Origin of the sequence: Actinoplanes utahensis (genome assembly GCF_016862455.1) — a bacterium.
Classification (GTDB): Bacteria; Actinomycetota; Actinomycetes; order Mycobacteriales; family Micromonosporaceae; genus Actinoplanes; species Actinoplanes utahensis.
In genome coordinates this window covers 1-17518 of record NZ_BOMZ01000002.1, presented here as the reverse complement: position 1 = coordinate 17518, position 17518 = coordinate 1, and the positions used below count along the sequence as shown (strand labels likewise).

Here is a 17518-nt window from a genome sequence, read left to right as displayed (position 1 = left end):
GGACCCGGACCCTCCCGCCCGGGCAGGACCCCGTCCTGCCCGCCTTCCACGACCGGAGCCGTACCCCATGCCCATCCCCGCACCCCGGCGGCTGCTGGCCGAGTTCCTCGGCACCGCGCTGCTGGTCACCACCGTCGTCGGCTCCGGCATCATGGCCGCCACCCTGTCGCCGGACGACGTCGGCCTGCAGTTGCTGGAGAACTCGGTCGCCACCGCTCTCGCGCTCGCCGCGCTGATCCTCACCTTCGGGCCGGTCTCCGGCGCCCACTTCAACCCGGTCGTCTCCGCCGCCGACTGGTGGCTCGGGCGGCGCACCCGCACCGGTCTCAGCGGTGCCGAACTGGCCGGATACGCCGTCGCGCAGACGCTGGGCGCGATCAGCGGCTCGATCCTGGCGAACCTGATGTTCGACCTCGCCCCGGTCACCCTCGCCACCAAGGATCGTGCCGCCGGCCACCTGTGGCTCGGCGAGGTCGTCGCCACCACCGGACTGCTGCTGCTGATCTTCGCGCTCGGCCGGTCCGGCCGCGCCTCGGTGGCGCCGGCCGCGGTCGGCGCCTACATCGGCGCCGCCTACTGGTTCACCAGCAGCACCAGCTTCGCCAACCCGGCCGTCACCGTCGGCCGTGCCTTCACCGACACCTTCGCCGGCATCGCCCCGGCCTCGGTCCCCGGCTTCGTCGCCTTCCAGATCGTCGGCCTGCTCGTCGGCGTCGGCCTGGTCACCGCTCTGTACCCCGGCACCGGACAGGCAGCGGACGACATCGTCGTCGAGCATCCCGCCGCCACCACCTGACCACCGCGTATCCGCCCTACCTCGCGAGGAACCCCATGAGCGACATCAAGCCCACCGTCCTGTTCGTCTGCGTCCACAACGCCGGCCGTTCCCAGATGGCCGCCGGCTGGCTGCGGCACCTCGCCGGCGACCGCGTCGAGGTCCGCTCCGCCGGCTCCGCGCCGGCCGAGACGATCAATCCCGCCGCGGTCGAGGCGATGAAGGAGGTCGGCATCGACATCACCGGCCAGACCCCCACCAAGCTCACCTGGGACGCTGCCGAGGAGTCCGACGTGATCATCACCATGGGCTGCGGCGACGCCTGCCCGGTCTTCCCCGGCAAACGGTACGAGGACTGGAAACTCGACGACCCGGCCGGCCAGGGCGTCGACGCGGTCCGCCCGATCCGTGACGAGATCAGGACCCGCATCGAGGCTCTGGTCGCCGATCTGCTCCCGGCCTCCTGACCGTCGCCGCCAGGGCCCGGGCGTCCGCACTGCTGATCGTGATGTTCTCGATGGTGTTGGAGCCCTGGATCGCTGCGGCGAACAGGCTCCGTCGCGGCTGGCCCTCCCCTCGGGGCTTGCTTCGCAGATGCCTGCGAAGCTCGGCGTACATCGTGTCGACCTCCCCGGCGGCCCGCCGGTCAGCGGCGTCCAGCATCGGCATCCGGTACAGCATGCCGCCACGCGGTAGGCCGGCGGGGGATCCGGTATTGCTGGAAGAAGCGCCACATCACCTGGTTGGCGCTGATGTCGTGGGTGACCGTGCCGTTGCCGTTGTCGATCGTGGTTCCGGGCCAGGTGTGGCCGCCGTCGGCGACGGTGTAAAGGGTCACTGCGGCGCCGCCGGAGCAGCCCAGGTAGGAGGTCTTCGTGACGGTTCGGCTGATCCGGATGGTCAGCGGCCGGGGCAGGCAGTCGTCGATCCGGGCCCAGCGCTGCTGGGCGGCCGGCACGGAGTAGCCCCAGTACGCGGAGCCGCCGCCCTGGTACGGGTTGGTCCGGTCCTGCTCGCCGTGGAAGGTGAGCACGGGGACGCCGCGGGCCGGCGTACAGGAGGAGGGGTCTGGTCCGGTGGGGTCGGAAGGGTCCGGGCGCCCGGCGCGCAGACCGGCCACCGGGGCGATCGCGGCCAGGGCTTGCGGGCGGTGACAGGCGAACGCCGACAGCATCCGGCCTCCGCCGGAGTACCCGGTGCCGTAGATCCGGGCGGGGTCGCCGCACAGTGTTCCGGCGGCGGTGCCGATGACGTGGTCGAGGTAGGCGACGTCGTCGCGGGCGCCGACGGGTGGGGTGCCCACGCCCGGTACGTTCCAGGCGAACCCGGCGGCGGCCGGGATGGCGCCGTCCGGGGCGACCACCAGATAGCGTCCGGCGTCGGCGGCCGGTCGCATGCCGCTGTAGGCGAGCTGGCCGCTGCCGGTGCTCTGTGTGCCGTGCAGGTTCAGGACGATCGGGAGCCGCTCGGTGGCGCGGGCGCCGGCGGGGACGTAGACGTTCACCGGATACTCCCGGCCCTCGAAGGTGACCGGCACGGTGTGCTCGCCGGGTCCCACGGCACGGCTGCAGGAGGCGGGCGCGGCCGACGCCGGGGTGGCCACGGCGCAGGCCGACAGCGCGGTGAGCGCGCCGATCACGGTTCGGGACAGCCGTCTCATGCGGGCAGTTCCTCTCTGGTGGGTGGGGCGGCGCCGGGACGCGACACGGTGATCGCCGCGATCAGGGCCGCATGCGAGAGCACCTCGTGCAGTCGGGGGGCGCCGATGGCGTACAGGTCCGGCCGTGCCGCCGCGCCGAGGAGGTCCCGGCGGTGCAGCCCGTCGAGCAGGCCGGACATGAACGCGTCACCGGCACCGACGGTGTCGGCGACGGTGACCGGGACGGGTGCCACCGTCACGTGCCGGCCGCCGGCGACGGCGAAGGCGCCGTCCGCGCCGAGGGTCACCGCGACCAGGGCGGGACCGAGGGCGAGCCATCGCCGTGCGATGTCGGCGGGGGAGGCGCCGGGGTAGAGCCAGGCGAGGTCCTCGTCGCTCGCCTTGACGACGTCGGCGGCGGCGACGATCTCCTCCACCCGGGTACGGCATTCGCCTGCCGGGCCGACCAGCGACGGCCGGATGTTCGGGTCGTAGCTGACGGTCGTGCCGGGGCGGCGTTCGCGTACCAGGGCGACGACGTCGTCGGCGCCCGGCGGCATCAGCGCGGCGATCGAGCCGGTGTGCAGATGGTCGGCGTCGGCGTCCGGTGCCGGGCCGTCCGGCCAGCGGGGCCACTCGACGGCGAACTCGTAGCGTGCCGAGCCGTCGGCGGCGAGTTCGGCGATCGCCCGCGAGCTCACTCCGGCGGCGGCGGCCGGCAGCGTGACCCGGGAGGCGGTGAGGTGGCCGCGCAGCAGGGCGCCGGCCGGGTCGGCGCCGACGTGGGTCCACAGGGCCACGTCGTGGCCGAGCCGGCCGAGCCCGACGGCCACGTTGGCGGGACTGCCGCCGGGCAGTTCACGCTGCTCCGGGGGAGTGCCGATGACGTCGAGGATGGTCTCGCCGACCACCAGGAAACGGGTCACCGGGCTGCTCCGATCCGGGCGCAGGACGCGGCGAGGCCGGGCGCCAGCGGGACGCGGGGCAGCAGCATCGCCTGGACGGCGTGGTACAGGTCGGGTTTCCCGGGCCAGGTGGTGGCGGCGGGCTGGTTGGCCGGGTCGAGTTCGTGCCACCAGGAGCCGTGTGCCGGGTCGGCGACATGCTCGCGGACGTAGGCGCACCAGATCCGGAACCATGCGGTGTAGCGCTCGTCGCCGGTGCGGGCGTGCAGGGCGGCGGCTGCGGCGATCGCCTCGGCGGCGACCCAGTGCATGCGCTGGCGTACGACCGGGGCGCCGTCCCAGTCGGTGGTGTAGACGAACCCCGGCGCGCCGTCGACCGCCCAGCCGTCCTGGACGGCCCGGTCGAACAGGGCTTTCGCGGCCGGCAGCAGCCAGTCGCCGGCGTCCGGGCCGAGGGCCGCCTCGAGGTGCAGGATGAGCCGCGACCATTCCAGGGCGTGCCCGACGGTGGCGCCGAACGGTTGGAACGGATCGTGCCGCCGGTCGTGGTGGTAGTCCGGCCGGGGCTGCCAGCCGGCGTCGAAGTGTTCCGGGAGCCGCCAGCCGTGCTGCCGTCCCCAGACGACGGCGCGTTTCGTGACGGCGAGGGCCCGCCGCAGGTGTTCGGCGTCTCCGGTGGCGTCGTGGGCGGCGAGCATCGCCTCGACCGCGTGCATGTTGGCGTTGAGCCCGCGATAGTCGTCGAGCCGGCTCCACGGGGTGTCCCACCGGTCGGCGAACATCTCGTCGTCGTGGTTCCAGAACCGCTTGTCGAGAACGTCGAGGGCGTCGGTGAGCAGCTCCGGCGCCCCGGGCCGGCCGGCGAGCGTGGCCGACGACGCGGCGAGGACCACGAAGGTGTGGTCGTAGCAGGACTTGCCGGGCTCCGGACGGCCGTCGGAGGTGATCGCGGGGTGCCAGCCGCCGTGGTCCGGGTCGTGCAGCACGCCGGTGAGACCGGCCAGGGCCACGTCGGCCAGGTGGCCGGCGCCGGGTACGCCGAGCAGGTGGCCGAGGCTGTAGACGTGGGCCATCCGCGCGGTGATCCAGGTGTGGCGCGGCTTGCCCAGGTCGGGTGTGCCGTCGGTGGTGAGCCAGGCGGCGCCGCCGAGCGGGTGGGGGAAGCGCCGGCCGAACGCGAACAGGCGATCGGTCTCCTCGGCGAGCCAGGTGGCGTCGGTGGGGGGTGCGGCCCAGGGACTCAAGGACGGATGCTCCTTCGTACGATGACGTCAGAGCGACCCTAGATTACTTAATTAATTTAATCCAGGGGGATCGAAGGGGTGGGCGTGGAGCATCAGAAGAGGTTCAGAACCGTGACGCCCGTGACGGCGAGAACCGCGGCCACGCATGCTTGCGGTAGCGGCGCGCCCAGTGCGGGCGGCGTGGCGAACAGCAGCGGCAGCGCTGCCGGCAGGAACAGCACCCCGCCGAAGCAGCCGGCGCAGGCCAGCAGCGCGATCGCCGTATAGCAGGCGCCGTTGAACGCCCGTGAACCGCGAGTCAGCAGCGGGATGGCGCTGACCAGCACGAACGGGACGGCGATGGCGGCCCACCATGGCTCGCCGAGCTTCAGGATCAGCGCTGCCCCGAAGACGACACCGTAGGCGGGCGCCAGCGCCGCCATCGCACGTCGCGGCCCGCCCACCATCAGCCGGGTTCGAGGGTTCCGCGTTCTGCTGACCGTCATGCGCCCGTGCCGCCGATCCTGCTCGAAGTATCCGTTTTGAGCAGTCGCTCAAAACAGAGCTTACGGCGTCCCGGGCGCACTCTCAAGATCGATTCCGCGGCTCCCTACCCGACCTCGCCGTCAGTGGGGCGCTGGTCACGCAGGCGATCCTGGTGGCGGGCCGGGTTCCCCAGGCCGTCCTCGTCCTCGTTCTCGCCGGAGGCTATGGCGGGCAGCCATGTCGGCTTCACCGGTGCGGTTCCACCGCGGGCCGGGCCGGCATGCGGGTGAAGCCGAGCAGAAGAGCCACGATGTCGCCTGACACCGCTACGGCGGTTGTCTGCTTCCGGTCCGCGGAGGTTCTCTCACACCCTGCTTCGGTACGGGCCACGTGGGGTCCCGTGACTCGCGGCGGCCACGGCAGGCGTCGCCTCACGACCGCCCCCGGTGCCACTCATGCATGCCGTTGCGGTCACCCCTCGGCTGGTCGTGGGTGCTGGCTCAGCGCTGCTGAGACAGCACCCACGACCAGCCGGACGAACCGAACCGGCACGGACCCGCGCCACGCCGGGATCCGCCGTAGCAGTACTGACGACCCGATCGTGACGCCGGCACCGAGCGCGCGGTTGCGGCGATCCGCGGCTACCCCGCGCGGGTCCGGACCGGGTCGTCACGGCAGATCCGCGGCTGCCTCGCGCGGATCCCGGATCCCTTGCGGGGGTGTAGCGGCCGCCGGGCCCGATTCGTCCGGCCCGGCGGCGGTGGTCAGCCGACGCGGACCTCGCCGCGGTTCAGCACGCGGGCGTGGAAGTACGCCGCCTGGATCTCGGCGTTGGAGTTGTTGCCGCGCAACTGCTCGGACCAGACCATGAAGTACGCCCACCGCGGCTGGCCGGTCAGCAGGGAGGCGTTCGGCACCTTGCCCATCTCGGCGATCGCGATCGGCTTGCCGCCCGCGATCGACTGCATCTGGGAGTAGTCCGACGACGACGGGTGGCTCTTGTACCAGACGTCGAGGCTCACGACGTCGGCGTATCCGGCGCCGGGGTAGTAGGCCGACCATCCACCGGCCGGGTTGTCCTGCACGTTCCACACCCAGATCAGGTTGTCCAGGCCCTGGCTGTCGAAGTAGTCCTTCATCTGCTGGAAGATCTTCGCACCGCCGTTCGCGCCGGGCCGGCCGCCCCACCAGTTCCACGTCTCGTTCATCTCGTGGAACGGGCGCCACAGCACCGGCACGCCCGCGTCCTTGAGCTGGCGCAGGTAGGGCACGACCGCGGCCATCCGGCTGCGCCAGGTGCTGTTGAGCGCGGTGCCGCCCGTGACGACCTGCTGGAACTGGGCGTCACTGATCCGGGTCTTGACGCCGCCCTCGAACTCGCAGGTGGCGGCGACGGTGGGGGAGCAGGCGTGCCAGGTCAGCGCGACCAGCGAACCGGCCGCCCACTGGGCCTTCGCCTGGTCGACGACGCGCTGCCGGCCGGCCTGGTCGGCGGCACGGAACATCATCTCGCCGCCCCAGAGGCCGGGCCACTGGCCGGTCACCGAGTACGCCTGCCCGGTGTACTGGTCCGGTGCGGTGGCCGGCTCCTTGTTGTGCTGGCCGGACACGATCGAGGCGCCGGTGATCGACCGCAGATAGTTGATCACGGCTGACCGGGAGCTCGGCGGGAACGCCTCGGCTTTCGCGGGATGGTGGGCGACGGCGGCGCCGAGCAGGACGAGCGCGGCGCCGAGAGCCCAGGTCGGGCGGGACGGTTTCACGTGGGCCTCCGTGGGGGACGGATTCCGGTGGGCGCCCCGCCCTCCATCGGTGGAGGTGGATGACGGAGCGTGATGTCCCGCCCAGCATGAGAGCACCCGAGCCGACGTGTCAACATTAGATTAATAATCTAAGAACAGAATAAAGCTGACTTCAGCGTTGCGGAGGGCCGGTGCCGACCTCGCCCAGCCCCGCGGGGCAGGACGGCCAGGGACCGGAGCAGCAAGGGGCCGCTCCGCACGGCGGGCCCGTGGGCGGACGGCAGCGGTGGCGGGGCCGGTCTCGCATCGGCTTTCCCGGGCACCGCGGCGCCGGCACTGTAGTCGCCCGGGTCGTGGTCCGGATCCGGGTGGCCGTGGCGGAGGCGCCGATCACGCCGGGAACCACAGCGGCCCGGCGGCCGACTGATCATCATGTGCGAAGTGCCCTGAGAACCCCGGCCCTGGCGCTGACCGCCGCGGCCACGGCAGTGCTGGCCCTGGTGGCGGCGTCACGGTTCGGCGGCGCCGTCGACAGCACCACGCTGCCGGGCATCCCGGGCCCGGGCGCGTTCACCGGGTGGGCGCTGCCGGTCGTGCGGATGCTGGCGAACCTGCTCGGCGTGCTGACCGCCGGACTGACCGTGACCGCGGCGTTCCTGCTGCCCGGCGACGGCCGCAGCGTGTCCGCGCACGGCTGGCTGCTGCTGCGCCGGGTCACCGTCCTGGCCCTGGCCTGGGCGGCCGCGTCGGCCATGCTGATCGTGTTCACCGTCTCCGACGTGCTGGGCCTGCCGGTGCGGCGGCTCAGCGGCCAGGCGGTCCTCAGCTTCGCGCTCTCGATCGACCAGGGGCAGGCGCTGCTGCTGCAGGCCGGGCCGGCGGTGACGGTGGCGATCCTGAGCCGGGCCGGGGTGTCACGCGGCCTGGCCGCCGTCACCGCCGTACTGGCGGCCGCGGCCCTGCTGCCGCCGGCGTTCACCGGGCACGCCGCCGGCGCCGGTGACCATCAGGTCGCGGTGACCGGGCTGGCACTGCACATCCTGGCGGCGTCCCTGTGGACGGGCGGGCTGGCGGGTCTGTTGCTGGTGCGCCGGCACCGGCGCTTCGCCGACACGGCCGCCCGTTACAGCCGGCTGGCGCTGGCGTGTTTCACGGCGACGGCGATCAGTGGCGCGGTCAGCGCGGCGGTGCGGCTGGGCGGCCTCCCGGCGTTGTCCGGTTCACGGTACGGCGTACTCGTACTCCTCAAGGTTCTCGCGCTCGTGATCGTCGGGGTGATCGGGGTGGCGCATCGCACCCGCACCCTGCCGGCGCTGCGTGCCGGAGCGCCGTGGGCCTTCCTGCGGCTGGCCGCCGGTGAGCTGATCGTCCTCGCCGCGGCCGCCGGGCTGGCGGTGGCGTTGTCGCGCAGCCCCACCCCGGTGCCGCGGGAGGTGGCCGGGCCGGATCCGCTGGTGGAGCTGCTCGGTTTCGGCATGCCGGCCCCGATGACCGCCGCCCGGCTGCTCGGCGGGCCGCTGCCGGACATGTTCTTCCTGACCGTCGTCGCCGTCGGGGTCCTCGTCTACCTGGCGGGGGTCCGCCGGATGCGCCGGGCCGGGCACGGCTGGCCGGTCAGCCGGACGCTCTCGTGGGTCGCCGGGATGCTGCTGCTGGCCGCGATCACCGGCCTGGGCGTGGCCCGGTACGCCTACGTGCTGTTCAGCGTCCACATGGTGCAGCACATGGTCCTGTCGATGGTGGTGCCGATCCTGCTCGTCGGCGGCGCCCCGGTGACTCTCGCGCTGCGTGCGCTGCGCCGCCCGGCCGACCCGCAGGTCCGCGGCGCCCGGGAGTGGCTGCTGCTGGTCCTGCACAGCCGTGCCGTGCGGCTGCTCAGTCACCCGCTGGTCGCTCTCGGCATCTACGTGTCCAGCCTGTACGGCCTCTACATGGGCGACCTGCTCGGCACGCTGATGCGCTACCACCTCGGTCATCTGGCCATGCTGGTGCACTTCGTGCTCGCCGGATACCTGCTGTTCTGGGTGCTGATCGGCGCCGACCCGGGCCGCCGCCGGATCCCTCCGGCGATGCTGACGGTCGTGCACTTCCTGGCGATGGTGTCGCACGCCTTCTTCGGGTTCGTGCTGCTGCAGTCCACCACCGTGATCGCCGCCGGCTGGTACACCGCCGTCCATCCGCCGTGGGCCGGGCCGCTGCTCGCCGATCAGCGGCTCGGCGCCGCCCTGGCCTGGGCGTTCGGCGAGATCCCCGCGGTGATCGTCATGTTGGTGCTGGTCCGCCAGTGGATCCGCTCCGACGAGCGCGAACAGGCTCGCCTGGATCGGGCCGCCGACCGCGCCGACCGGCACGGCGACGAGGACGATCTGGCCCGCTACAACGCCTTCCTCGCCGCGGCGCGGAAGAGATGAGGACTTCCGGCGTCGCCGGGAACCGGCCGGGCCTGCGGGCCGGACCGGTGCACATCCGACCCTCGAACGAAACGAGAATCATGCGACTCACCTTCCTCTCCGGTTCCCGTCGGCGCACCGTGGCGTCGATCCTGCTGGCCGGCGCCCTGGCCGCCGGCACGCTGACCGGGTGCGGCGGCGACGGGACCACCACCACCGGCAGCGCGACGGCACCGGGCCCGGCGCCGTCGGCCACCGCGGCCGCGACGCTGACGATCAAGGACCCGTGGGTCAAGGCCGGCAAGGCGGGCGAGATGACTGCCGCGTTCGGGACGCTCGTCAACGGCACCGGCGCCGACGTCACGGTGACCGGCGTCGCGTCGCCGGTGTCGCCGATGGAGTTGCACGAGATGGCCGTGCAGGACGGCAAGATGGTCATGCGGGAGAAGGAGGGTGGCCTCGTCATCGCGGAGGGCGGCACCCACGAGTTGGCTCCCGGCGGCGACCACCTGATGCTGATGAAGCCGGCCGCCGAGATCAAGGCCGGTGACGAGGTGACGTTCACCCTCACGCTCGCCGCCGGCGCGCCGGTGACGTTCACCGCGATCGCCAAGCCGTTCGCCGGCGCCGGTGAGAGCTACGCCCCGGGCCACGGTTCGGAGATGCCGGCCTCCGGCATGCCGATGGGCAGCGGCAAGCCGTGACCTCGCAGTCTCCCGCGACGGGCGGGCGCCGCCTGCTCGTCGCGGTCGCGGCCGCCCTGATGGTCCTGGGGACGGGCACCCCGGCCTGGGCGCACGCGCGGCTCACCTTCGCCGAACCGGCCGGCGGCGCCGTCCTGACCGTCGCGCCGGCCACCGTGACGCTGAAGTTCAGCGAGCGGCTCAGCCCGGACTTCACCACGATCGTCGTCAGCGGCCCGGACCGGCAGCGGGTCGCCGCCACCCCGGTGGCCGTCGACGACGTGCGCGGCACGGTCACGCTCACCGCGCCGCTGACCAACGGCGTCTACACGGTGGCGTACCGGGTGGTGTCGGTCGACGGGCACACGGTCCAGGGCTCGTACCCGTTCACCCTGGCCGACCCGAACCTGCCCGCCGCCGCTCCGGCGCCGACGTCCACCGCCGCGGCGGACGCTTCGGCGTCCACCGGCGGCGGTTCGACCGGACTGCTGCTCGGCGCCGGCGCCGGGGGAGTGGTCCTGGTCACGGTGGCCGGCCGGCGGTATCTCGCCGGCCGCCGGCCCGCCGGCCGGGCGAGCCACTGATCAGATAGGCGCGTGCGGCAATCCTCACCTGCGCGCCCGCGCTGGCGATGAGCATGCTGGACCGAACCCCCTGACCGAGCGTCACCCGTGGATGCGTCACCCGCATGGTGACGGCGCGATCGGTCACGCTGGACCTCAGGTGCCAGCATGACGGCAGGCGGGCGGGGGACCTGCCGTACTCGTGTCAGAGGGGTAGCCGTGACCGATCGCCGTACCTTCATCCGGGCGGGTGGCCTTCTGGCCGGCGGCGTCGCCGTCGCCGCGGTCGCGGCCGAGTCGGCGCGCGCCGCCGGCCCGTCCGCCGTCGTCCCCCTGCTGACCTGGCACGCCGCGCTGGCCAACCGGCGTTACGCCCCGGCCGTGGTGGCCGTGCTGGGATCCTCCACCAGCGAGGGTGTCGGCGTGACCCGCCACGGCCGCGGCTACCCGGAGGTGCTCGCCGACAACCTGCGGGCCGCGTTCCCGGTGGCCGGCGCGCCCGGCGGCGGCAACTACGTGGCGGCGTGGGGCGTGCCGCGGGACTGGCCGGTCACTCTGACCGGCGGCGGGACGAGGGTGAAGACCGCCGGCTGGGGCCTGAAGACGTGGGCGATGGACCGGGCCGGGCAGAGCGCCGCTCACACGTTCACCGGCACCAGCGTGCAGGTGTGGTTCTCGGCCGTGCCGGGTGGCGGCTCGTTCGCCGTGGAGATCGACGGCACGACGGTGGCGCCGGTGGTCGCCACCGCCGCCGGGAAGGTGGACCGGGACGCCCGGTGGACGTCGGGGACCCTGGCCCGCGGCGAGCACCGGATCGTGGTCACCAACGTCACCGGGACCAGCGCGGTGCACGGGTTCGCGACGTTCGACGGTGACGAGGACCGCGGCATCCAGGTCTTCAACGGCGGGCAGGGTGGCCGCACCAGCGGCGACTTCGCCAGGCACGTGCCGGGGTGGGCGCCGCGGCTGGCGTCGATCCGGCCGCACCTGGTGATCCTGCAGCTGGGCGTCAACGACTGGCGCATCGACGTGCCGGCCGCGGAGATGAAGGACAACCTCAAGAAGATCATCGACGCGGTACGGTCGTCGGCCGGCACCGATCCGTCGTTCGTCGTCTACGGTTCGCCCCGGGTGGTCGCCGGGCAGCCCGAGCAGGATTTCGCCGTGTTCACCCGGGCCTGGCAGGAGATCGCGGCGCAGGACACCGGCGGTCCGGGCGGCGGCAGCGGGGTGGCCTACTTCGACCTGGCGGCCTGCCAGTTGCCCCCGTCGATCGACAACGCTCACGGCCTGTACTGCGACGACCTGCTGCACACCACCGACAAGGGCGCCGCGTTCACCGCCGACGCCCTGGCCGGCTTCATTGCGCCCTGAGGCGTCAAGGGCCAATCTGGGAGAAGTGGACGGTGGAAACATTCGCCGACTACCGTTCTGCCGTCGATCAAGCGAATGGGCGGATGACCGGATGCGGATACTGCTCGTGGAGGACGACCGCCGGGTGAGCGCGGTGATGACCACGATGCTGCAGAAACGCGGTTACGCGGTGGAGCACGCGGCCACCGCCACCGCGGCGCTCGAGGCGGCCCCCTGCGATCTCGTGCTGCTCGATCTGAACCTGCCCGACGGTGACGGCCTCGACGTGTGCCGGGCGCTGCGGGCCCGCAACGAACATCTCGGCATCATCGCGGTGACCGCCCGCGGCGAGGAGCTCGACCGGGTCACCGGCCTGCGCACCGGCGCCGACGACTACGTGGTCAAACCGTTCTCGATGGCGGAGCTGCACGCCCGGATCGAGGCGCTGCTGCGCCGGACCGTGCGCCAGACGCCGGTGCCCGCGTCCGTCACCGAGGTCGGGCCGCTGCGCATCGATCTCGCCGCGCGGACCGTGGAGGTCTCCGGCGTGGCGGCGAACCTGACCCGCAAGGAGTTCGACATCCTCGCCTCGCTGGCCCGCCAGCCGGGAGTCGCGCTCAGCCGGGAACGCATCATGCTGGACGTCTGGCAGACCACCTGGTCGGGAAAACACACCCTGGAAGTGCACGTGGCGTCGCTGCGCACCAAGCTCGGCGACCCCGGCCTGGTTCAAACCGTCCGGGGGGTGGGCTACCGTTTGCGCGCCGGCTGATTTCGGCGACGTGACGGGGAGGTGCCGTGCAGAGGCGGCTGGTCATCACCTACCTGCTGCTGCTGTGCATGGTGCTGCTCGCCCTCGAGGTGCCCCTGGCCGTCACCGTCGCCAGCCGGGAGACCGACCGGGCCGTCGCCGACCGGCTCGCCGACGCGACCCGGTTCGCGTCCCTGGCCGCGGCCGCCGTCCGCAGCGGTGACCTGGCCACCGTCGCCGATGAACTGAGCCGCTACCACGAGCTGTACGGGATCGGCTCGATGCTCGTCGACCAGGACCAGCGGCCGCTGAGCATCCACGGCGACGCCCCGGAGAACCCCGGACCGGCGATCCGCGGGGCGATGGCCGGGCACCAGGTCGGCATGCCGCGGACCCTGTGGCCGTGGACGGACGATCCGCTGGTGGTCGCGGTGCCGGTCAGTGACGGCGGAGCCGTACTCGGCGTGGTCCTCACCGTCTCCCCGGCCGACCGCAACCGGCGCGCCGTCCTGTCGGTGTGGCTGATCCTCGCCATGGGCGGGATGCTCGCGGTGGCGGCCTGCGTGACCACCGCCCACCGCCTCGCCGGCTGGGTGCTCAGACCGGTGACCCGGCTCGACGCGGCCGCCCACGAGATCGCGGCGGGCGACAGCGCCGCCCGCGTCCCGCCCGGCATGGGCCCGCCGGAGCTGCGGCGCATGTCGGCGAGTTTCAACGAGATGGCCGACGCGGTCGCCGAGGCGATGGAACGGCAGCGCTCGTTCGTCGCGCACGCCAGCCACCAGCTGCGCAACCCGCTGACCGTGCTGCGGCTGCGCATCGAGGACCTGGGCAGCCGCATCGACGACGAGGAGCTGCGCGTCGACCGGGAGACCGCCCTGGAGGAGACCGACCGGCTCGCCGACGTCCTCGACGGGCTGCTCGCCCTGGCCCAGGCCGAACGCGGCCGGCACACGATGCGCCGGGCCGACACCGTCGAGGTGACCCGGGCGCGGGTGGAGGCGTGGCGGCCGCTGGCCGAGCGGCGCGAGGTGAAACTGCTGAGCCGGCTGCCGGACGGGCCGCTGCCCGCCCGGTTCGTGGCGACCGCTCTCGATCAGGCGCTGGACGCGCTGATCGACAACGCGCTCAAGTTCACCCCCGCCGGCGGGCAGGTGGAGGTGACGGTCACCGCCCGCGACGACGGCGTCGAGGTGACGGTCCGCGACACCGGCCCCGGCATGACCGAGGAGCAATGCCGTCAGGCCACCGCCCGGTTCTGGCGCGCCCCCGACGCGCAGAACGTCGACGGCGCCGGCCTGGGCCTGTCCATCGTGACGGCGCTGGTGGAGGCGTCCGGCGGCCGGTTCACCCTGGCCCCCGCCCCGGCCGGCGGCCTGGACGCGGCCCTCTGGTTCACGGCTTGACCGAGCGGCCTGGACGCGGCCCTCTGGTTCACGGCTTGACCGAGCGGTAATAGCGGGCCGCACCCGGGTGCAGCGGCACCGGCAGGGTGGCGATCGCCGTCCGCGGGTCCAGTCGTTCCGCCGCCGGGTGCGCGGACGCCAGCACCGCCCGCCGTTCCATCAGCAGCCGGGTCAGATCGTAGGCCAGGTCCTCGGCCATCGACTCCGGCGCGACGAGCAGGTTCGGCACCGCGACGGTGGCCACCGCCGGCAGCGTGTACGCCGAGGTCGGAACGTCCCGGACCACGTACACGTCGCTGTAGACGCGCCGCAGGTCACCCACCCATTTCGACAGGTCCACCAGGCGGGTGCCGACGACGGTGCGCAACCGCTCGATCCCGGCGACCGGCAGCCCGCCGGAGAAGAAGAACGCGTCGATCTGCCGGGTCTTCAACGCCGCGATCGAATCGTCGAGGCTGAGGTGGCGCCGCTGCACCGCCTGACCCATCGCGGCCACCGCCAGCAGCCGGTCGACGGTCACCGTGGTGCCGGAACCGCGGGCGCCGACCGACACCCGCCGCCCCCGCAGGTCCTCCAGCGACAGGATCGGGCTGTCCGCGCGGACCACCAGGTGCAGCAGGTCGTCGTAGACCCGGGCCAACGCCGCCACCCGGGGCTTCGCGATGCCGGCGGTCACCAGCACGTCCGCCTGACTGAAACCGATCTCCGCGGCCTTCTGCTCGACCAGGAACAGGTTCTCCGCCGACGCCGCCGTCGCCAGCACATCGACGTCGACGTCCGGCAGCTCCTCCTCGATGATCCGGCCCAGCGCGGTGCCGATCGCGTAGTAGACGGCGGTCGGGCTGCCGGTGGCGATCCGCACCCGGCGGCGCTGCGCAGTGCCGTCACCACAGCCGGTGACCAGCAGTGATGCGGTCAGCCCGGCGAGTGCGGCACGGCGGCTGATTCGCGTCACCCTAGTTTTCCCCACGCGGGACGGCCCGGTCCGCGCAAGTTTCCCTCAAGTCTGCGCCGTGGGTGTACCGGCCGAACGGCCGATCGGCGAAGTTGTCGGGATACCTGTGAAAGGGGAGAAGCCGATGGACCGCACTGCGACGCTCGACCCCGCCGCGGCCCGCGGCGTCGTGCTCGCCGGCGCCCTGCCGGCCGCCTTCGAATCCGCCTGCCTCGTCGAATGCGTGGACACCGTCCGCGCCCAGCGCCCCTCCGAGATCCGCCCGGTGCCGCGCGCCGGTGAGGCGCTCGCCGAGTTCGACCGTGAGGACCCGGCCGAGCGCCTGGAGTTCCTGCTCACCGGCCTCGGCTGCATGACCTGGCGGGACACCCGCTCCGGCGGGGAACGCCGCCGCTACCACGTGCAGCGGGTCCACGTGCACGAGTCGCAGCGCCTGGCCACCACCCGGATGCTGGACGCCGCCTGGCGGCAGGGCCGGCAGGCGCTGCTCGGCGCCGAACCGCTCGGCGCCTCCTCGCCCCGGCACACCCAGCGGCTCACCATGGCGCAGGCGGCCTGGCGGGCGGCGATGCTCGCCGCCGGTCACCGCCGCCGCCGGCACGTGCTGTCGGTGACGATCCGTGACCAGGAGATCGCGGCGGTGCTGGTCCGCGCGGCCCGGCTGCTCGGCGTCACCGCCGACGTGACCCGGCGCAGCTCCTGCGTGATCGTCACGGTCCCCACCGACGCCGCCGACATGCTCCCGGCCACCCCGCCCCGCTTGCGGTTGCGCGATTCCTCCCTGGTCTGACGGTTTCTCGGGGGTACGCAGTGCGCGCTCCATCCGGAGCGCGCACTGCCTCGCCGTCAGGGCAGGACGACGCAGCGCCGGCAGCGGGCCTCGTAGGAGTAGGTGCCGTCGTCGGGCAGCGCCGTCGACGGCGCGAGCTCCCGGATCATCGGCTTGCCGTGCTCCAGGACCTGGGTGTGGGTGGCGTCGAGGGAGAAGCAGACGTCACACACCGCCCGCCGGTGGATGACCCGTTCCGGGGCGAGCTCCAGCAGGGCCCGCACCGGCGCGAACATCTGCCCCCGATGGTCCAGGTCGATCCCGGCGACGACGACCTTGATCCCGCGCCGCACCGCCACCCCGAGCACCGCGATGTCGTCGACGGTGAACATGTGGATCTCGTCCACGCCGATCCACTGCACGTCCCCGTCCGCGGCCCCGGCCAGCGACTGCACCTTCACCGTCTGCAGGCTGCCGCCGGACCGTGAGGTGACGGCGGTGTCGCGCCCGTGCCGCGTCGACTGGTAGATGCGATGCGGGATGCCGGCGTGCTGCAACGGCGACAGCAGGCTGATCATCTCCAGCGACTTGCCGCCCTTCATCGGGCCGAGAATCACGGTCAGGTCCACCCGGAAGACCTTGCCATCCACCTCCCGGTCCGCGGCACGCAGGGTGAAGATCTTGCGAGGGTACGGGTGTCACAAGGTCCCGTGGCGGGCCGCCAGGCGGTCGGCGGGACACGGTAGGCGGAGCCCGCTGCGGGCTGACCCGCCGGGGTCGCCCGGGCTCGTGGCTGCGCCACATCGCCCGCAGATCGCCGGTGGCGCGGCCGGCCCGCGCGGGCCTGCTGCCGCCGGTCGGTCCGTGCGAGTCGCTGGCGGCAGCCGACCGGCTGCGGCCGACCGGTCCGTGCGAATCGCTGGCGGCAGCCGACCGGCTGCGGTCGACCGGTACCGTCGCGGGCCGCCAAGCCTCCCGAATGCGCACCGGGGCGGCGGTGTACCGGTTCGGGCGCCGCCGCCCGGACGCTTTCCCCAGGCCCGCCCATCGCCGGGTCCCCGCCATCCTCCAGAACGTGAGCGATCCTGCTATCGGCTCTTGCACTCGCCGGGTGAGAGTGCTAATCCGGAGGTAGCGGATCCGGCCCCTGCCGAAGGGATCCCCGGACGATCAAGCCTGGTGAAGGAGCACCGAGGAGGAGATTGACCATGCTTCTGCGCACCGACCCGTTCCGCGACCTCGACCGCATGTTCGAGCAGTTCACCGGCACCACCAACCGGCCCGCGGTGATGCACGTCGACGCCGAACGCGAAGGCGACACCTTCTACGTCTACTTCGACCTGCCCGGCGTCGACCCCGGCTCGATCGACCTCACCGTCGAGCGCAACGTGCTACAGGTCCGCGCCCAGCGCCACCGCCTGACCAAGGACGGCGTCGAGACCGTGATCAGCGAACGGCCCATGGGAGTGTTCAGCCGCCAGCTGTTCCTCGGCGACACCCTGGACAGCGAGAGCCTGAAGGCCACGTACGACAACGGGGTGTTGACCCTCGAGATCCCCGTCTCCGCCAAGGCGAAGCCCCGCCGGATCGCCATCGGCTCCGGCGACAGCGGCCGTAAGCAGATCAAGGGCTGACCGCGGCCACCGGCGGGCCGGTGATCACCTCGTGGCCCGCGCCGGGAACCGGAGCGGCGCGGACGGCCGCGGCAGACGGAACCCCGGCTCGCCGGCCGGCTGCGGCCGCGGAACCACCGGGTCGACGGCCGCGAGGGTCTCCCCGGCCCGCATCTCGCACAGTCGCGCCGCATCGCGCCGTGCCGCATCGCGCCGTGCCGCATCGCGCCGTGCCGCATCGCGCCGTGCCGCATCGCGCCGTGCC

Annotated in this window: 19 protein-coding genes; 10 read left to right on the top strand and 9 right to left on the bottom strand. The window is 73.1% G+C overall.

What is annotated here, in order from left to right:
- Nucleotides 1–67: 67 nt before the first annotated feature.
- Nucleotides 68–796, top strand: a complete 729-nt coding sequence (locus Aut01nite_RS00555) for an aquaporin (RefSeq protein ID WP_043527022.1) — start codon at nucleotides 68–70, stop codon at nucleotides 794–796.
- A gap of 35 nt (nucleotides 797–831) precedes the next feature.
- Nucleotides 832–1242 (top strand): arsenate reductase ArsC, encoded by a 411-nt coding sequence (locus Aut01nite_RS00550; RefSeq protein ID WP_043527020.1) that lies wholly within the window; start codon nucleotides 832–834, stop codon nucleotides 1240–1242.
- Nucleotides 1243–1421: 179 nt separating this feature from the next.
- On the opposite strand, the gene Aut01nite_RS00545 is transcribed toward Aut01nite_RS00550, so the two are convergent.
- From Aut01nite_RS00545 to Aut01nite_RS00525, 6 genes are all read right to left on the bottom strand, one after another.
- On the bottom strand, nucleotides 1422–2435 hold the full coding sequence (locus Aut01nite_RS00545) for a CE1 family esterase (RefSeq protein ID WP_052163940.1): 1014 nt from the start codon (nucleotides 2433–2435) through the stop codon (nucleotides 1422–1424).
- On the bottom strand, nucleotides 2432–3340 hold the full coding sequence (locus Aut01nite_RS00540) for a carbohydrate kinase family protein (RefSeq protein WP_043527018.1): 909 nt from the start codon (nucleotides 3338–3340) through the stop codon (nucleotides 2432–2434). Before Aut01nite_RS00540 ends, Aut01nite_RS00545 begins: the two co-directional genes overlap by 4 nt.
- Nucleotides 3337–4563: an AGE family epimerase/isomerase gene (locus tag Aut01nite_RS00535; RefSeq protein ID WP_043527017.1), complete on the bottom strand. Its 1227-nt coding sequence runs from the start codon at nucleotides 4561–4563 to the stop codon at nucleotides 3337–3339. The genes Aut01nite_RS00540 and Aut01nite_RS00535 overlap by 4 nt, the downstream gene beginning before the upstream one ends.
- A 92-nt stretch (nucleotides 4564–4655) precedes the next feature.
- Nucleotides 4656–4985 (bottom strand): hypothetical protein, encoded by a 330-nt coding sequence (locus Aut01nite_RS00530; RefSeq protein ID WP_043527015.1) that lies wholly within the window; start codon nucleotides 4983–4985, stop codon nucleotides 4656–4658.
- 167 nt (nucleotides 4986–5152) lie between these two features.
- Complete coding sequence (locus Aut01nite_RS44175; protein ID WP_268871714.1) at nucleotides 5153–5278, bottom strand: hypothetical protein; 126 nt, start codon at nucleotides 5276–5278, stop codon at nucleotides 5153–5155.
- A 514-nt stretch (nucleotides 5279–5792) separates the two neighbouring features.
- Nucleotides 5793–6791, bottom strand: coding sequence for a glycoside hydrolase family 26 protein (locus Aut01nite_RS00525; protein ID WP_043527013.1), 999 nt, complete (start codon nucleotides 6789–6791; stop codon nucleotides 5793–5795).
- Between the two features lie 413 nt (nucleotides 6792–7204).
- On the opposite strand from Aut01nite_RS00525, the gene Aut01nite_RS00520 reads away from it, so the two are divergent.
- The 6 genes from Aut01nite_RS00520 (at nucleotide 7205) to Aut01nite_RS00495 (ending at nucleotide 13916) form a co-directional block, all read left to right on the top strand.
- Complete coding sequence (locus Aut01nite_RS00520) at nucleotides 7205–9181, top strand: bifunctional copper resistance protein CopD/cytochrome c oxidase assembly protein (RefSeq protein ID WP_052163963.1); 1977 nt, start codon at nucleotides 7205–7207, stop codon at nucleotides 9179–9181.
- A gap of 80 nt (nucleotides 9182–9261) precedes the next feature.
- Complete coding sequence (locus tag Aut01nite_RS00515; RefSeq protein WP_043527011.1) at nucleotides 9262–9864, top strand: copper chaperone PCu(A)C; 603 nt, start codon at nucleotides 9262–9264, stop codon at nucleotides 9862–9864.
- Nucleotides 9861–10427 carry a copper resistance CopC family protein gene (locus tag Aut01nite_RS00510; protein ID WP_043527009.1) on the top strand — a complete coding sequence of 189 codons (567 nt, stop codon included), beginning with the start codon at nucleotides 9861–9863 and terminating at the stop codon, nucleotides 10425–10427. Before Aut01nite_RS00515 ends, Aut01nite_RS00510 begins: the two co-directional genes overlap by 4 nt.
- A 198-nt stretch (nucleotides 10428–10625) precedes the next feature.
- Complete coding sequence (locus Aut01nite_RS00505) at nucleotides 10626–11780, top strand: SGNH/GDSL hydrolase family protein (protein ID WP_043527007.1); 1155 nt, start codon at nucleotides 10626–10628, stop codon at nucleotides 11778–11780.
- A 91-nt stretch (nucleotides 11781–11871) separates the two neighbouring features.
- The gene (locus Aut01nite_RS00500; protein WP_043527005.1) at nucleotides 11872–12531 is read left to right on the top strand and encodes a response regulator transcription factor; all 660 of its coding nucleotides are present in this window, start codon (nucleotides 11872–11874) and stop codon (nucleotides 12529–12531) included.
- Nucleotides 12532–12557: 26 nt separating this feature from the next.
- Nucleotides 12558–13916, top strand: coding sequence for a sensor histidine kinase (locus tag Aut01nite_RS00495; RefSeq protein WP_043527003.1), 1359 nt, complete (start codon nucleotides 12558–12560; stop codon nucleotides 13914–13916).
- A 28-nt stretch (nucleotides 13917–13944) separates the two neighbouring features.
- On the opposite strand, the gene Aut01nite_RS00490 is transcribed toward Aut01nite_RS00495, so the two are convergent.
- Nucleotides 13945–14862: a TAXI family TRAP transporter solute-binding subunit gene (locus Aut01nite_RS00490; RefSeq protein ID WP_373871428.1), complete on the bottom strand. Its 918-nt coding sequence runs from the start codon at nucleotides 14860–14862 to the stop codon at nucleotides 13945–13947.
- Between the two features lie 133 nt (nucleotides 14863–14995).
- Between Aut01nite_RS00490 and Aut01nite_RS00485 the strand changes: the two genes are divergently transcribed.
- The gene (locus Aut01nite_RS00485) at nucleotides 14996–15661 is read left to right on the top strand and encodes a hypothetical protein (protein WP_152628816.1); all 666 of its coding nucleotides are present in this window, start codon (nucleotides 14996–14998) and stop codon (nucleotides 15659–15661) included.
- Between the two features lie 56 nt (nucleotides 15662–15717).
- Here the strand turns inward: Aut01nite_RS00485 and Aut01nite_RS00480 are convergent, their stop codons facing one another.
- A complete protein-coding gene (locus Aut01nite_RS00480; protein ID WP_236642793.1) occupies nucleotides 15718–16290 on the bottom strand; it encodes a thymidine kinase in 573 nt (190 codons plus the stop codon).
- Nucleotides 16291–16848: 558 nt separating this feature from the next.
- On the opposite strand from Aut01nite_RS00480, the gene Aut01nite_RS00475 reads away from it, so the two are divergent.
- A complete protein-coding gene (locus Aut01nite_RS00475) occupies nucleotides 16849–17274 on the top strand; it encodes an Hsp20/alpha crystallin family protein (protein WP_043527114.1) in 426 nt (141 codons plus the stop codon).
- Nucleotides 17275–17298: 24 nt separating this feature from the next.
- Here Aut01nite_RS00475 and Aut01nite_RS00470 read toward each other — a convergent pair.
- Nucleotides 17299–17518: hypothetical protein (locus Aut01nite_RS00470; RefSeq protein WP_204037382.1), on the bottom strand; the 220-nt coding region annotated here is incomplete at its 5' end.

Coding starts and splice junctions, on each gene's coding strand:
- Aut01nite_RS00555 (WP_043527022.1), top strand. CDS start 68: ATGCCCATCCCCGCACCCCGGCGGCTGCTGGCCGAGTTCCTCGGCACC.
- Aut01nite_RS00550 (WP_043527020.1), top strand. CDS start 832: ATGAGCGACATCAAGCCCACCGTCCTGTTCGTCTGCGTCCACAACGCC.
- Aut01nite_RS00545 (WP_052163940.1), bottom strand. CDS start 2,435: ATGAGACGGCTGTCCCGAACCGTGATCGGCGCGCTCACCGCGCTGTCG.
- Aut01nite_RS00530 (WP_043527015.1), bottom strand. CDS start 4,985: ATGGCGGCGCTGGCGCCCGCCTACGGTGTCGTCTTCGGGGCAGCGCTG.
- Aut01nite_RS00515 (WP_043527011.1), top strand. CDS start 9,262: ATGCGACTCACCTTCCTCTCCGGTTCCCGTCGGCGCACCGTGGCGTCG.
- Aut01nite_RS00500 (WP_043527005.1), top strand. CDS start 11,872: ATGCGGATACTGCTCGTGGAGGACGACCGCCGGGTGAGCGCGGTGATG.
- Aut01nite_RS00485 (WP_152628816.1), top strand. CDS start 14,996: ATGGACCGCACTGCGACGCTCGACCCCGCCGCGGCCCGCGGCGTCGTG.
- Aut01nite_RS00475 (WP_043527114.1), top strand. CDS start 16,849: ATGCTTCTGCGCACCGACCCGTTCCGCGACCTCGACCGCATGTTCGAG.